Genomic DNA, 14,793 nt, shown 5'->3' with positions numbered 1-14,793 from the left:
CTTCATATAGTGTATAGCTTCAGCATGGCCCAAACAGGGTTACTTCAATTAGACTTATACTACATGAAAATATCCAATTAGGAAATGAAATAAATAGGATCTGGTAGGGAGATTGAAATCGCTAGAGGACAAACTGAAGTAAACCGAGGAAAACAGAGGCAGAATGCTGGCGCTGATGATTGCTCTATCTGCGGTCATTCTGCCTTTATTGTTCTGCTCGGCGGATATTTAAGTGATCATGTAGGAGTATCGCATTGCGGTGAAGGATTAGCTCCGCAATATTCCTTTAGCCCGTACTTGCTTGAGCCAACCAGGAAACTCATTCAGCAGACGGTCGTACAATTCTGCGTCTGTCACGGACTCAATGTCATCCAAGGCAAAGAAATCTGCATTATCCACTACGCGACCACGCAGATTATCCAACTTTTGAAGGACTCCAAAATCAGCATTACCAAGACCAACAAATTGCCAGAAAATCGGAGTTTTCGAGCACTTGATCAGCAATTTTGATATTTTTTTCGTTTCATATACGCCACCGTCACTGAAAAAGATAATGTAGGTCGGGATTGTTTCATTGGGTGCCTCTTTTGTATATTTTAAAATAATATCCTCTATCACTTCAGGCTCATTGTTACCAAATCCAATATTTCCGTATCCGATTTCCGGGAAATTTCGTTTTACGTAATTCTCGAAATCCCTCTCTGTGACGCTTGGAGCACGTTTGGCTTTGTCCGCAAAAAACCATACATCCATTTCACCATCGTCATCCATGCAGGCCGATACAGCCAGAACACGTTCGAAGGCTTTTTGCACGGTTCCCTTAGAGTACAGTTTCGCCATGGAAGCAGAAGCGTCTAATACAACCGCTACTCGTGCTTTTTCCCGGTCTATCTGCTTCTTTTGGAGTGAAATTTGTACCTTCTCTTTAAGCAGATTAATTCTTCCATTCACAGGAGAAGGCTCCTTCACGCGGGCTTTATCCGCTGACGGTGCTGCTGGCGATTCCGTTTCCTCTACGGTGACACCATGAGCTTCGGCGAGCGGCTTTAGTCCTCCATTGAAACCACGCCCAACTGCGCGAAGCTTGAAGCCAGACGTATGGCGGTATATTTCAGCGAATACGAGTGACGTTTCTTTGGTAGCTTCGGTGATGCTGTAGGTGATATGGGATTGCTTGCCTTGAGCAGTAAGTGAGCAGCCGACCACATCGGCAAAAGTACCCGGGCCGTCCAGTGTGGCCGCAAACACACATTTTTCCACTCCGGTTCGTTCCAGTTCCTGGAGCGCTACAGTAAACTCAGTGGTTCTGTCATTTGGACGCTGTAACCGTACATGGCCGTGCGGGTCAGCGGGTTGATTGTAAAAAATGAAATAGTCATCAGAGGAAACCTTTCCGTCTGCTCCTACCATAAAACAGCTAACATCCAGTTCGGCAGGTGCATGCTTCCATGTAATGGTGACCCGCACCGTATCTTCCTTACCGAATGGTGCATTAGCTCCTGTACTCAATGCAATGTTGGGACCGCTCATGCTGTCAAACCCCCTATGTATTTTAAATCTTGTATTTATACAAATTGTACCATGGAAATGGTATATTCACCTTGTTTCGTGCAGGAATATTTGTCTCATGGTAGACGCAGTAAAAGATGATATATAATAAGGTTGGTTTTGAAAAAAAGTATGATATTTATGAAGCGGAGGCTTTGATACGTGAAGCAGGATCGACAAAAGCAGGCAGGTTCCCATACCGGGATGAGCAAGGGACATGAAGCTGATGAGTTAAACAAACTGCTGTCCCTATGGCTTCATTCGTCGATCCGTGTCATGGATGTCCGGCATATTCGACTGGAGCTGGAAGAGTTGCTTCAACCGTATCGTCTTCCTGCGCAGGCTTTTGTATTTGTATTGCAGGGTAGCGTGCGTTTGGATGGTGATTGGAAGGATACGCCACATTCAGGGTACGTACTGCATGGCAGCAAAGGCTTTGAACTGAATATGAAACCCTCGCAATACGGGATAGAATATATCCTTGTACTATATAAAGCGACTTCTCTATCGGGACACACGATGTATAATCATCCTTCGATAGCTCATGGTTTTGTACCGCCTTATCCGGTTATACTGTACCAAAAGCTGCAACTACTGGAGTACGCATGGCAGGATCATGAGGCGCTATCCAAGATTCAGGCTCAGGGTCGGTTCTATGATTTTGCATATGAATGTATGCGGCAATTGCAGGAACCGAAGGCTCGAACTTCTGCGCGGGATATCGTGACACAGGCGATTCGATTTATGCAGGATCATTACGCGGAGTCCGTAACGCTGGAACGTTTGGCCGTATTATTGGAATGCAGTCCGAGACATCTGACTCGGTTATTTAAAAAACAAACGGATTGTAGCCCGATTATGTACTTGATTCAACTGCGAATGGACAAGGCGAAGGAGCTTTTGCGGAAGACGGATGCTACTTTGCAGGATATCGCTGTCAGTGTGGGGTACCCGGATGTCTATTTCTTTAGCCGGGCATTCAAAAAATATACGGGGGTATCCCCGGTTCATTACCGGGACAGCCTATATTCATCTGCTTATGTGAGAGATATAAGTCTGGATAATCCATTAAGCATGTCCGAATGTTCCATTGATTCGATAAGTGGCGCCCTGCATACTGTTATTGAGGATAATAATCATTATCAAAATCATGATGAAGGGATTTTACGAATGAATAGAAACGCAAAGCATTCCATGGCATTTATTTTATTGCTTAGTTTTACCCTGCTGCTCAGCGCGTGCTCAGGCACATCCAGTCCTGCGGCAACCGATGGCGCTTCCCAAGGGAACAATAATACATCAGCGGAACCAACATCACAGGAAAGGGTGCTGAAGGATGCACTTGGGCATGAGGTGAAGATTCCGGCTCAGCCTCAGCGTGTGATCGCTTCTTATCTGGAGGATCATCTAGTGGCCCTAGGTGTTAAACCCGTAGCCCAATGGTCGGTAGGCAAAAATTCAGTTCAAGGTTACCTGCAAAAAGAACTGAAGGACGTTCCTACCATTGCTTCAGATCTTCCGTTTGAGGCGGTTCTGAACTTCAAGCCTGATTTAATCATTATGGACAGTGCGAGCATGGTGGAAGGCGACAAATATAATCAATACTCTAAAATTGCTCCAACCTACGTGGTAGGCAGTAATATGAACAATGATTGGCGTGAAGAGCTGCTGACCGTGGGTGAGGTGCTGAATAAGAGCAATGAAGCGAAGCAGGCATTGAGCAACTACGACAAAAAAGCAGCAGAGGCTAAGGCCAAGCTGAGCCAGACGGTGGGACAAAAAACTGCGGCGGCATTATGGGTAACGGATAAAAATGTGTATGTCGTAAACCAGAATCTATCCAGCGGTGATGTATTGTATAAGGATTTGGGATTCAAGATTCCACAAGTCGTACAGGAGATTTCCAAAACGGCTAAGGCGAACTGGAGTAATTTATCGCTGGAGAAGCTGGCCGAGTTGGATGCGGATTATATCTTTATCGTGAACAGCAAAAACGTGAGTAAAGAAGATATTGTAAAAGATCCTGTATGGGCGGGAATTCCAGCCGTTAAAGAAGGCCACGTATACGATTTTGGTAAGGATTCAAGCTGGTTGTACACAGGTACAATTGCAAACAGTCAAATGATTGACGATGTTCTGAAAAATGTAACGAAGTAATCCAAATGGTAATCAAAAAACGCTACTCATCTTGACGACAGCATGTCGCAGGAAGGAGAGCGTTTTTTTATAAAAAGATGTCTGCACAGAGCAGACATCTGGTTTATTTTCTAAATTAGGCTTGCGGAGATACCAGGATTTTAACCTGATTTTTCTCTTTCAGTAGTCCTTCAAAACCTTGCTCAATCACTTCTTCGAGCTTAATACGTTTGGTAACCAACTTGTCGGCAGGGAAATAACCTTTTTCCATCAGGCTGATGACAGCTGGGAATACATCACGGTAGCCGATAATACCAGTCAGATTGCGTTCCTTCATAACGATATTGTTAGGCTTGATCGGAGCTTCTTTTTCAAAAATGCTGACGATCATGATTTGTCCGCTAATTTTAGTAGATTCAATAGCTTGAGTCAGTACAGGAGGTACTCCAGTGACTTCATAGGCTACATCTACACCGCCGTTAGTCCGTTTGTGCAGTTCTTCCACCACATCATAAGTCTTAGGATCAAGCACAATAGCACCCAGCTCTTCAGCTTTAGCTTTGCGTTCCTCGGAAAGCTCTACTGCATAAATCTCAGATGCGCCCGAAGCTTTCAACGCTTCAATAACCAGCAATCCGATAGGACCAGCGCCAAATACTACAGCTTTGTCGCCGACTTTCAGTTGGCTTTGACGGACAGCATACAAAGCAACGGCCGAAGGCTCTACCAATGCGCCTTGCTCGAAAGATACGCTTTCTGGAATTTTGTGAACCATGTGCTCGTCAGCTGCGACATATTCAGAAAATCCACCGCCGCCGCCTGCCAGACCGAGGAAGCCCATTTTATCGCAAAGATTATATTTGCCTTGTTTACATGCATCACATTCTCCACATGCAAAAACGGGTTCTACAACTACACGGTCGCCAACCTGAATCTTGGTTACACCTTCACCGATTTCGACGACTTGTCCAGAGAATTCATGTCCCATTACGATCGGCGCTTTTTCGCCAGTCAATGGATGCTGAGCATCTTGGGGAATAAAGATCGGTCCTGCTACATATTCGTGAAGATCACTTCCGCAAATGCCACACCATTCTACTTTGATTTTTACTTTTCCTGCCAGAGCAGCGGGCTGCTCAATATTTTCCAATCGTAAGTCTTTTACTCCATGCCATCTCAATGCTTGCATGTCTGTCATCTCCTTGACGAATATATGATCATTGCCTCTATAAAAGTGAATGAATTAGGAAACGTTTCCGAAAAATAATATGTCACAATTTTTACACATTGTCAAACCAATTTCATACAAAAAGCACTTGATTTTTTTGTGAATATAATCACTTGTGACTACAGTGCTATATTTGGCTCGTTACTTTTATACAAAGAGATTTTGTGAATTTTTCAGGTGAAGCAAAGACAAGAAGAAAACGACTTCAATTTTTAGACACTCATTCTGTGGTATAATATCAACATTAAGACTTTATTTTAGAAAGTCAGAAAACGATTCCGTTCTTGAAAGGATTTTGGGCGTGACAGATCAAAAGAAAGTAACCATAGAGGATGTAGCCAAGCGGGCAGGAGTCGGTATAGCGACTGTGTCCAGAGCTATTAATGATAGTGAGGGCATCAGCCCGAGAACGAAAGCCTTAATTTTGCAAGTGATTGAAGAGATGGGGTTTACGCCCAACACCTCGGCTCAGAGCTTAAAAGTTCGTCAGACACGACAAATCGCGCTAGCCGTGCCGGACATTCGTAACGCGATTATTCCAGAGATCGCTTGGTCCGTAGAGCAGGCCGCCAAGCAGCATGGTTACCGGGTCGTGCAAATCAATACCGCCGGGAATGCCAGAATGGAGCTTGAAACAGTTCGTGAGGTCAAGAAGCTGCATGTCGACGGGCTCATCATTATGCCGCTGGCGTATCCCAAAATGTTGGTAGATCTGATTAACAAAGCCAGCGTTCCCGTGTCCATTATTAACTATGGCAAGAAGCTGGGCGAAGATGTCAAAGCGGATATCGTCAGTCTGGCCCGGCAAGAGGGAAGACTCGTGATGGAGCATTTGCTTAAAATCGGCAGAACAAGAATTGCCTATGCAGGTGCTGCGAAGGACAAAATCGAGGAAAGATACTTCGCTTATGAGCAGTCTCTCCAGCATGTGGACCCTTCACTCGTTTATTTTGGCGATGATTTCTCCTTTGAGACAGGGCTGCGCGCAGCCGATTATTTTTACAGCTTGAAACATATGCCGGATGCTATTTATGCGGTTAACGATATGGTGGCGATAGGGATCGTCAATCGATTTAAGGATTTGGGCGTAAAAGTGCCGGATGAGATTGCTGTAGTCGGTATTGATAACAATCTGTGGGCTATGGTAACGACCCCTCAGATCAGCTCAGTTTCCATCATGGGAGAAGAGGTGGCACGGTTGGCTGCGGAGCTGCTGCTCAAGCGGATTCAGGAACAGACCCCTGGGGACTATGAGCGTGTGCAATTCGAGCCTCGCCTGATCGTGAGGGAATCGAGCGTCTCTGTGATCCGTAAGCCTACGGTGGGACGTGACGCGTAGTAGGGTATGAGTGGATTTTGGGCAATTATAACGACCACTGTTTGTTCAGACAGGAGAGTGGATTCATGTTAAAAGGTAATGGGTTTGTTTCTGTAGCTTGTACTGCACTATTGCTGGCTGTAACCATAGGGTGTACTCCCCATCCAGTGGGACAGGATGCTGAAACTGCGGCACCGTCCGGTGCAAACAATGGGGAGTCCAAGCAAACTGCAGCCAATACGCAGCACACCCAGCAAAGTAAAGAGGAGCTAGTGCTGTCCTTTTATAAGGATTCATCCCTTAGTGATGAAGCAAAAGTAAGTCACATGACGGACCATTTAGCAGGAATCCAATGGGGAAAGATAAACGAAATCAAAGAACATCAAAGCCTGGAAATTATCGAATATCTGTATAGGCAGCGCGCTTTTATTCCATTGGAAAGCTTTGCAAATGTGATCCAGGCTTCTGACGGATTGGATGGAGCATTAAGCGAAAGCTATGCTGGTCTTATGGGAGATTTGTTTACAAGAGACAGAACTGCGATGACTCGAGCATTGGCAAATATGGACAAAACCAACCGCACACAAGGTATAGGAAGCATCGGGTATGCTCTCAGCTATAGAGAACCCAAGGAAGTCAAGAAAGAGATTCAACAATGGCAGGCAGGACAAAAGCTTACTACGGCAGAGAAGGATGTCATCCGTGCCTTGTTCGTCAAGCTGGATAATCCGTATTGATGCTCAAATAGTGATGACCACATTTATAGAGGAATATATTGAACAGCCGCGTCTCTACCGGAGGAGCGGCTGTTTTGTGCTGTTTTTTACATCCTGGCATTTATGATTGGGATAAATGTTAGTAGAACCATTGGTTTCAGATGTTCATCTAACAATGGGTTCAAGTGGTCGAGTGATCCTGATCCGAGCGCAAGCGTTTGATATCACTAATTGGAGGCAGGCCGAACAAGCGGGCGTATTCGCGGCTGAATTGTGAGGGACTCTCGTAACCTACCTGAAAACCGACATCTGCCGCATCCGCTGATTCGGATAATAACAGGCGGCGGGACTCTTGTAGACGTAATTGTTTTTGATATTGCATTGGGCTCATAGCCGTAACCTCTTTAAAATGACGATGTAGTGACGAAGGACTCATATTCGCTAGTTTGGACAATTCCTCAATACGCAACGGCTTATCATAATCCTGCTTAATCCGCTTTATGACTTCTGCGATTCGGTTGGAATGGCTGCCGGTCATGACCAGTTGTTTTAAGGATTCCCCCTGATTCCCCTGTAAAATCCTATACAGTATCTCACGAATGACTAATGGAGCCAGCACCGGAACATCCTGCGGGTTTTCCAAAAGATGCACTAGCCTTACCACGGCATCCAGCAGTAGAGAGTTGGTTTGGCTTACATACAAGCCTCGTCTGGAATCAGGCATTGGGCTTGTGGGAAAAGCAGATTCCTTGATCAGGTCCAAAACCTGATGCGGATCAAAATTGAGCCGGAGGCACAAATAAGGAGCTTCTGCTGACGCTTGGATGACCTGCCCGGATATCGGCAAATCCACCGACACGACAAGGTAGTCGAATGTGCCGTAATGGTAACTTTCCTCTGCGAGCATCACGACTTTTCTGCCTTGTGCCACAATACATAAAGCAGGTTCATGGACTTGATGTATCGGGACGGTTGTATTTGAACTTCGGACGAAATGAAGCGAAGGTATGGCTGTAGTGAGAACTCCGTCCTGATTTGAAAATCGTTCTATAAGCCTTGCCAACTCGGCTTGTTTTTCCATGGTAGAAATTTCTATTTTGGTTGCCCCCATCATTACACATCCCTTCTTTGCAACGTAGCCCGTTTTCATTTTCAGTAGTTTATTACATATTAAGGGGCTTTGGAGGATTAGGCAATAATTTGCTCTGATTCTTCTACCGGGCTGATGGACATTCCTCTCATAATAAGATGCAGATACAACACCTAATGAGCAATTGAGAAAAAAATAGAAGTGCAAAGGAGTGGGAGTCATGGAGAGTAACAAAGCGGAAAAAAGTGTACACGCTTCGCAGCATCCCTATATAGGGATGTGGGTAACTGAAGACGGAAATATCCGTCAAGAACTCTTGCCTAATGGCCGTTATGATGAAGCACGGGGTCAGAGACAAAGTGCCTATACAGGCAGCTATATCTTAGAAGATGACTATATCGAATATGTGGACGACACCGGATTTACGGCAGATGGTGTATTCAAAAATGGTGTTTTGTATCATGCAGGGATGGTTTTTTACAGGGAAGTAAAAAAGTAATCTGTTTCAGTGATATTTTTAACTAGAGGAGGAATAAGAATGTTGGATATTAAAGGGAAAGTCGTAGCTATTACGGGGGCAAGTAGTGGGATCGGTGAAGCTACTGCCCGTTTACTTGCTCACCATGGAGCTCATGTAATATTAGGGGCCAGACGGACAGAGCGACTAGAGGCTCTGACATCCGAGATTCGTTCTAAAGGTGGATCGGCTGATTATCAGCAACTGGATGTGACTAAGAGGGACCAGATGGAAGCGTTCATTAAGTACGCGGAAAAAACATTTGGGCGTGTGGATGTAATTTTGAACAATGCGGGAGTGATGCCTCTTTCAAAATTAGAAGCCCTGAAGGTAGAGGAATGGGATCGCATGATTGATGTAAATATACGGGGCGTTCTGCATGGGATTGCGGCAGGGCTTCCGATTATGAAAAAGCAAGGATTTGGTCAGTTTATCAATATCGCCTCTATTGGAGCGTATAGTGTAACCCCGACTGCAGCGGTGTATTGCGCAACGAAGTATGCGGTTCGGGCGATTTCTGAAGGATTGCGTTTGGAGGTGGGGGGAGATATTCGTGTGACGCTGGTATCGCCGGGAGTAACTGAATCTGAGCTTGCTGACAGTATTTCAGATGAAGAGGCCCGGCAAGGAATGAAAGAGTACCGTCGTATTTCGATTTCGCCTGATGCCATTGCGCGTTCCATTCTGTATGCCATGGAGCAGCCAGCGGATGTAGATGTTAATGAAATTATTGTCAGACCCACGGCAAGCCCGAATTAACGCCATGGCATCCATGATTCTCCCTCTCTACTCAGATCATTTTTCCCTCCATCCTTTATGGATGGGGGGTTATTTATCGGATGAGAAAGAACATTATTCACACCACAGAGTGTAAAATAGCTGTACCTTTATAATAAACGGGTTTACTTTTACAAATGTTTGTGATAACTTTATTTCGACAAACATCGAAATTAAGACTGGAACAGAAGGGAGCCGAACAGGGTGAAAGATACAACAGAGATGCAGCAGGCTGTAAAAATATATAAAGCACTTGGAGAACCGACTCGTCTCAAGATAGCACTTCTGCTAAAAGAGGAAAGTGACCAATGCTGCTCTGTGCTGGGCGAGAAGCTGAACAGTGTAGCTATTTCAACGCTATCGCACCATCTGAAGCAAATGGCAGAGTCGGGGCTGCTCACATACCGTAAAGAGGGAACCTTTATTTATTACAGCTTGGATGTGGAAGCAGCGCAGAAATATGCCCCGTTCCTGATAACATAAATTTTTTTAGTCTTAATTTCGATATTTGTAAAAATATAAAAATATAAAAACACTAAAAGAAAAGAGGCGTTATTTAAAAATGCAGAGCACGTGGAAAGTGTATATTTTGGCAATTGTTAGTTTTTTGGTAGGCACATCCGAATACATTATCTCAGGCGTTTTGGATCAGATTGCAACAACCATGGGGATTACGGTGTCCGCAGCGGGTCAGCTGATTACAGTCTTTTCCCTTGCTTACGCGATTGGCACGCCGATCCTGATGGCAGTAACCGCTAAATGGGACAGACGCAAGCTGCTCTTGAGTTCGCTCGGATTATTTGCAGTAGCCAATGTCCTCTCCTTTGTTCTGCCGGGTTTTGGAATGTTTATCGCCGCACGTATTCTTATGGCCCTCGGGGCAGGGATGGTCGTGGTTACAGCACTGAGCATTGCTGCGAAAATTGCCCCAGCCGGCAAGCAGGCCAGTTCTATTGCTACGGTTACTATGGGGTTTACAGCCTCGCTGATTATCGGGGTGCCGCTTGGGAGAATGATATCTTCTGCATATGGCTGGAAAACCGTATTTTTCGGTATCGCTTTGACAGGAATTATTGCCCTAATTGTTATTGCTATGACGATTCCCCGCTTGAAAGGAGATCGACCTGTCCCCTTACTACAACAGTTTGCTCTTCTGAAAAAGCCTGAAGTTGCTTTGGGATTAGGCATTACCTTCTTTTGGCTAGGAGGTTATTCACTCGCGTATACTTACATCTCACCGTATTTGCTGAATGTATCAGGTGTAGGAGAGGATATGCTAAGCACAGTATTGCTCGCCTTCGGAATTGCCAGTCTAATCGGGTCAAAAATTGGTGGGTACAGTGCGGATAAAAAGGGTATACCCTTTACATTATTAGGGGGTATGGTGTTGCACGGTATTTCCTTACTCTTACTTCCTTTTGCCGCTCATTCCCTGATCGCAGTATTTGCTTTATTGATCCTTTGGTCGTTCGCAGCCTGGACAACTGGACCTACTCAACAATATAATCTGGTCACACTTGTGCCTGAATCTTCCGGTGTGATGCTGAGTCTCAATCAGTCTACAATGCAGCTTGCTATGGCAGCCGGAGCCGGAATTGGCGGTGTAGTTGTTGGTCAGGTTTCACTGTCTTCCATCACCTGGTTTGGAGCAGCAGGGGTCGGTATCGCTATTGTGGCTACGTATTTACTTACACGAAGATCCTCAGTTCAAACACAAGTGGGTGTTACGGAGTAAAGTGTATAGATAAGTGAAGAGGAGGCCCAGTGAGGAAGGTGACATTGCGGCCTTCTTTGATTTGTATGAGCAATAATATGCTCTCTTGCAGTAAGAAGGCTTATTCAAACGCAATATCAGTGATTTTACCGCCTTCCTCAAAGCCGATATTTTTATAAACTTGATTGGAAACCGAATTTTTTAAATCTGCATATAGCATGGGTACTAAATGCTCATTTTCCAAAATGGAACATAGCTCGGATACCATTGCGCTGGCAAAACCTTTCTTTCGTAAATTAGGCGGGGTATAGGGTGGTTCCTTTTAAATAACGTAAGAGTTCTTCTATATAGGTCAATTTATGATTATCTGTGATTTGTTGTGAGATCCATAGCCAAGCCTTATGTCCGGGTGATTGAGCAAAGATCATATTATTATCGGACGTTTTGAGGCATGTTGACCCTTCTGACTCACAAATTCGATGGACTAAATTGTATCGAACTTCATCAGCCAAAAATTGATTTTGATTTAATATATCGTCGTTTGGGACTAGTAGCTCAATCATGACTCTGCCTCCTAAAAATGAGTTATGACCTAAACAAAAAGTAGAAATCTATGAAGATTCAGTTGTTATATCTACTAGGATTTAAACTTCCGCGCTATAAGCTTCTTATTTTTTTGTCGCCAAATCCATCTTTCGATAAAGTTTTTTTCTTTTCTTTCCTGAAGTGTTTCCTTCATACCCTTAATAAGAAATTCGGATCTTCGCTTGTCGTTTCTGCTAATTTCACGTAGTTCCTCAATAAATTTATCGTCCATGTCCGCATCTCCGTTAGTTCAGGATTTTCCAAATTGCTAAGCTAGATTATACAGAACATATGTTCTTTTTTCAAGTCTGCATCTGCTCTATTCAATCACATAACTATTCTTAGATGGATGCTGCGAGGCCCGCGCCAATCGGATGGTGAAGCATAAGATGAAGTTGAAAGTAGGAATTACAACATGGACAACAAAGCACATGTATCTTAAACGTATCCACGTCTTACAATCTACAACGAAGAAAATTTTCGGGGTTCCAGGAGAGTATTCAGAGGAAACCTAGGCATTCGTAATACCGATAACATTCTCGACGGCATCGAAAGTCTGCGTTTCTTTTCTACTAGCAGCAATACTACACTTGTACTCTTTACGGGCACGCAGTTTAGAGGTAACTTCCGTGTGTTTAGAGGCAATCGCAACATCGCCGACCTGGATGATCTGATTCGCGGGAATGATGTGGAATCTATTATCTCTACCAATCAACGTCTGACGTTGCAGCAAATCCGTAATATCCGCAGTAGCGGTAGACTTCCATCTGGCTATCGAATCATCTAACGGCCTTATTTCGACTTCATAAACCATTTTACAAGACTGTTTCAGGAGCTTGCAACTTTCGGGCTTCCGGGGCAGTCTCTCTATTTGTACACGCGACCTACATACTCGAATGATGAGAGGAACTGTATGGGAGAATGGGACGTTGTCAGCAGTCATCGCCAACTCTATGTTCATGAAAATAGATAAAGGAGGACATACGATATGCCCTCCTCATGACGTATATTGTATTTACTTCAGTTCCCAATTAGTTGCTTTGATCACGGCTGCATCTGCGTTCTTAAGATCTGTTTCACCAGAAGCTAAGAGAGAACTCCATTGTTTCACACGATTCTTACCATTGGGAGGTTGGTTATAATCGTTGGTATCGACAACCAATGTACGCTTAGCATAGAAGCTAGTCATGAACTTCTTCTCATTCGTACTACTGCCTGAACGTGAGAGGATTCCTTCAAGGCTACCTGAATCACCAGTAGCGCCTTGATTGAGTGCTGTGTCGACAAATGATCCAATCGTCAGAGCAGTATTAAATCCGCGTTTCTGTGCTTGCTGTACACTATACTCGATATAGGTGTCATAGAACGTACGCCACATGGCTTCTCTCCAAGCTTCATTGTTTTGGAGGGCGTTGATCTTCTTCTTGATTACACTATCGCTATCGCTGAGCTTTAGAATCGAACCACTCATTTTTCCCTTCAGACCAGCACGTGTTAATCCACCTGCAATGGAAGGGTTACTAGCTCCACTAGCAGCATCGAAAGCTTTGAATAAGTCCGGACCATCTGGTCCCGTATCATTTGAACCGCCTGTTGTTGCTCCAAATATACCAATTGTGTATCCGCGATTATCGCCGATATCTTCAGCATATCCATAGAATTCAGTCCATTTCAAAGAATCTTGCTCTGGTTTGTTCACTAGCTTCATAATATTATCCCATTGCTCACCGTCGAGTCCTGTATTAGCCTTCAGAAACTGAAGTGTTGAAGGTGAGAAATTAGCATCATGATCAATAGCTGTAACCGCTACTTGGTTAGTTGCTTCTTCGCTGGTAAGGGATAATGGCTCTATACTAGCTTCATTTGAGTTGTCGAAGCCCTCATTTAAACCGAATGTTTTCTGCACCGGAGTTCCATTCTCTTCAGCAAAAGCCTTGGCAGGTGGGCCGGACAAGCTAGAGAAAGAAGCGATTACAGTAAAGCTTAGCAAGATCATAAGGAACTTTGTTTTATTGGAAATGAGTTTATTGCTTATTTTATACATATAACTCCTCCTATAATAATGTAATTGTGAAAGGCTAAAAGCTAAAAGCTAAAAGCTAAAAGCTAAAAGCTAAAAGCTAAAAGCTAAAAGCTAAAAGCGTAGATTTGCATCTAACTCGAATTGATTTAGCAAGAGTATAGATAAGAAGGATATGATTGAATAGAGCTTAAATAACCGTTTTTTAAAAATTATGTTTTGTATGTGAATAAATGGACCTAGTTGTTCCTAGATTCCTACAGACCATAAGTGCAAGAATGAGGACGAAACAAAGATAGCCTCTTGATAAAATGAGTTACATCACATATCAGGAGGCTATATTTATGAACAAAATCCAGCAGTTTCATGCACTTCACACATCAGAGGAACTTTTATTTTTAGGGAACGCCTGGGATATGCTATCTGCGGCGGCTCTGGAGAAGGCAGGCTTTAAGGCGATAGGTACGACGAGCTGGGGAATTGCCAATACGCTTGGATTCTCAGATGGAGAGCTTATTGATTTTGACCAGCATGTAAGCATTATTCGGACGATTGCTGAGCATGTTCAGATTCCAGTGTCGGCAGATATTGAAGCAGGATATGGGGCGGATACGGCAACGATTGTTGAGCATGTTTTAAGGGTGGCCGATGTGGGAGTTGCAGGGATTAATATTGAGGATTCTTTGAAAACGCAAAAGGGGCTTCGAGGAGTGGGCCTGCACAGTAACCTGTTGTCCAAAATAAGAACAGCATTGGATGCGCGTGGGTTTCAAGCGTTTTTTATAAATGCAAGAACGGATACATATTTGCAGATGGATGCCCCACTTTCAGAGACCATAGAGCGGGCCAAAGCGTATGTAGATAGTGGTGCGAGCGGAATTTTTGTTCCAGGATTAAAGAGTGATGAAGAGATCAGGGAAGTTGTGTTTCATATACATGCTCCGCTTAATGTTTTATCCCTGCCGGGTCTGACGAATGTCCACCAGCTTCAGCAGTTAGGAGTTAAACGGTTTAGCTTTGGAAATGCATTTTCTGATAAGATAATAGTTGCTTTGCAAAAGAATGCAGAACAGTTGATAGAGCTACAAGATACATCACATTTATATGAGGATTTTGCAAAATCCTTGAGCTAGATGAATATGAA

Annotated in this window: 15 protein-coding genes; 9 read left to right on the top strand and 6 right to left on the bottom strand. The window is 44.1% G+C overall.

The window, feature by feature from the left end:
• Window positions 1-267: 267 nt before the first annotated feature.
• Window positions 268-1,530, bottom strand: coding sequence for a VWA domain-containing protein (locus tag KAI36_RS19145; RefSeq protein ID WP_220025746.1), 1,263 nt, complete (start codon window positions 1,528-1,530; stop codon window positions 268-270).
• A gap of 180 nt (window positions 1,531-1,710) precedes the next feature.
• Between KAI36_RS19145 and KAI36_RS19140 the strand changes: the two genes are divergently transcribed.
• A complete protein-coding gene (locus tag KAI36_RS19140) occupies window positions 1,711-3,705 on the top strand; it encodes an AraC family transcriptional regulator (RefSeq protein ID WP_220025745.1) in 1,995 nt (664 codons plus the stop codon).
• Window positions 3,706-3,820: 115 nt separating this feature from the next.
• Here KAI36_RS19140 and KAI36_RS19135 read toward each other — a convergent pair whose 3' ends face one another.
• The gene (locus KAI36_RS19135) at window positions 3,821-4,873 is read right to left on the bottom strand and encodes a 2,3-butanediol dehydrogenase (RefSeq protein WP_023989740.1); all 1,053 of its coding nucleotides are present in this window, start codon (window positions 4,871-4,873) and stop codon (window positions 3,821-3,823) included.
• Window positions 4,874-5,213: 340 nt separating this feature from the next.
• Between KAI36_RS19135 and KAI36_RS19130 the strand changes: the two genes are divergently transcribed.
• Both KAI36_RS19130 and KAI36_RS19125 read left to right on the top strand, forming a co-directional pair.
• Window positions 5,214-6,251 (top strand): LacI family DNA-binding transcriptional regulator, encoded by a 1,038-nt coding sequence (locus tag KAI36_RS19130; protein ID WP_220025744.1) that lies wholly within the window; start codon window positions 5,214-5,216, stop codon window positions 6,249-6,251.
• A 65-nt stretch (window positions 6,252-6,316) separates the two neighbouring features.
• Window positions 6,317-6,967, top strand: coding sequence for a hypothetical protein (locus KAI36_RS19125; protein ID WP_220025743.1), 651 nt, complete (start codon window positions 6,317-6,319; stop codon window positions 6,965-6,967).
• Window positions 6,968-7,127: 160 nt separating this feature from the next.
• Here the strand turns inward: KAI36_RS19125 and KAI36_RS19120 are convergent, their stop codons facing one another.
• Complete coding sequence (locus tag KAI36_RS19120) at window positions 7,128-8,057, bottom strand: AraC family transcriptional regulator (protein WP_220028172.1); 930 nt, start codon at window positions 8,055-8,057, stop codon at window positions 7,128-7,130.
• Window positions 8,058-8,256: 199 nt separating this feature from the next.
• Here KAI36_RS19120 and KAI36_RS19115 point away from each other — a divergent pair, with 199 nt between their 5' ends.
• The 4 genes from KAI36_RS19115 (at window position 8,257) to KAI36_RS19100 (ending at window position 11,065) form a co-directional block, all read left to right on the top strand.
• Window positions 8,257-8,535 carry an Atu4866 domain-containing protein gene (locus KAI36_RS19115; protein ID WP_220025742.1) on the top strand — a complete coding sequence of 93 codons (279 nt, stop codon included), beginning with the start codon at window positions 8,257-8,259 and terminating at the stop codon, window positions 8,533-8,535.
• 39 nt (window positions 8,536-8,574) lie between these two features.
• Entirely contained in the window at window positions 8,575-9,312 is a 738-nt protein-coding gene (locus KAI36_RS19110; RefSeq protein WP_028542250.1) for an SDR family oxidoreductase, read from the top strand.
• Between the two features lie 222 nt (window positions 9,313-9,534).
• Entirely contained in the window at window positions 9,535-9,813 is a 279-nt protein-coding gene (locus KAI36_RS19105; RefSeq protein ID WP_013311367.1) for an ArsR/SmtB family transcription factor, read from the top strand.
• A gap of 79 nt (window positions 9,814-9,892) precedes the next feature.
• Window positions 9,893-11,065 (top strand): MFS transporter, encoded by a 1,173-nt coding sequence (locus KAI36_RS19100; protein ID WP_220025741.1) that lies wholly within the window; start codon window positions 9,893-9,895, stop codon window positions 11,063-11,065.
• Window positions 11,066-11,165: 100 nt separating this feature from the next.
• Here the strand turns inward: KAI36_RS19100 and KAI36_RS27415 are convergent, their stop codons facing one another.
• Both KAI36_RS27415 and KAI36_RS27410 read right to left on the bottom strand, forming a co-directional pair.
• Entirely contained in the window at window positions 11,166-11,312 is a 147-nt protein-coding gene (locus KAI36_RS27415; protein WP_230486196.1) for a GNAT family N-acetyltransferase, read from the bottom strand.
• A 28-nt stretch (window positions 11,313-11,340) separates the two neighbouring features.
• Window positions 11,341-11,607, bottom strand: a complete 267-nt coding sequence (locus tag KAI36_RS27410) for a hypothetical protein (RefSeq protein ID WP_258382198.1) — start codon at window positions 11,605-11,607, stop codon at window positions 11,341-11,343.
• 482 nt (window positions 11,608-12,089) lie between these two features.
• On the opposite strand from KAI36_RS27410, the gene KAI36_RS19090 reads away from it, so the two are divergent.
• Entirely contained in the window at window positions 12,090-12,416 is a 327-nt protein-coding gene (locus KAI36_RS19090; protein WP_258382329.1) for a hypothetical protein, read from the top strand.
• Between the two features lie 228 nt (window positions 12,417-12,644).
• Here KAI36_RS19090 and KAI36_RS19085 read toward each other — a convergent pair whose 3' ends face one another.
• Complete coding sequence (locus tag KAI36_RS19085; protein WP_220025740.1) at window positions 12,645-13,673, bottom strand: chitosanase; 1,029 nt, start codon at window positions 13,671-13,673, stop codon at window positions 12,645-12,647.
• 320 nt (window positions 13,674-13,993) lie between these two features.
• Between KAI36_RS19085 and KAI36_RS19080 the strand changes: the two genes are divergently transcribed.
• Complete coding sequence (locus tag KAI36_RS19080) at window positions 13,994-14,782, top strand: isocitrate lyase/PEP mutase family protein (RefSeq protein WP_220025739.1); 789 nt, start codon at window positions 13,994-13,996, stop codon at window positions 14,780-14,782.
• Window positions 14,783-14,793: the final 11 nt, after the last annotated feature.

The organism is Paenibacillus sp. S02, from assembly GCF_019454065.1.
GTDB classification, from domain to species: Bacteria; Bacillota; Bacilli; order Paenibacillales; family Paenibacillaceae; genus Paenibacillus; species Paenibacillus polymyxa_B.
The sequence above is the reverse complement of the archived record's forward strand: the minus strand, read 5'-3'. Positions and strand labels throughout refer to the sequence as shown.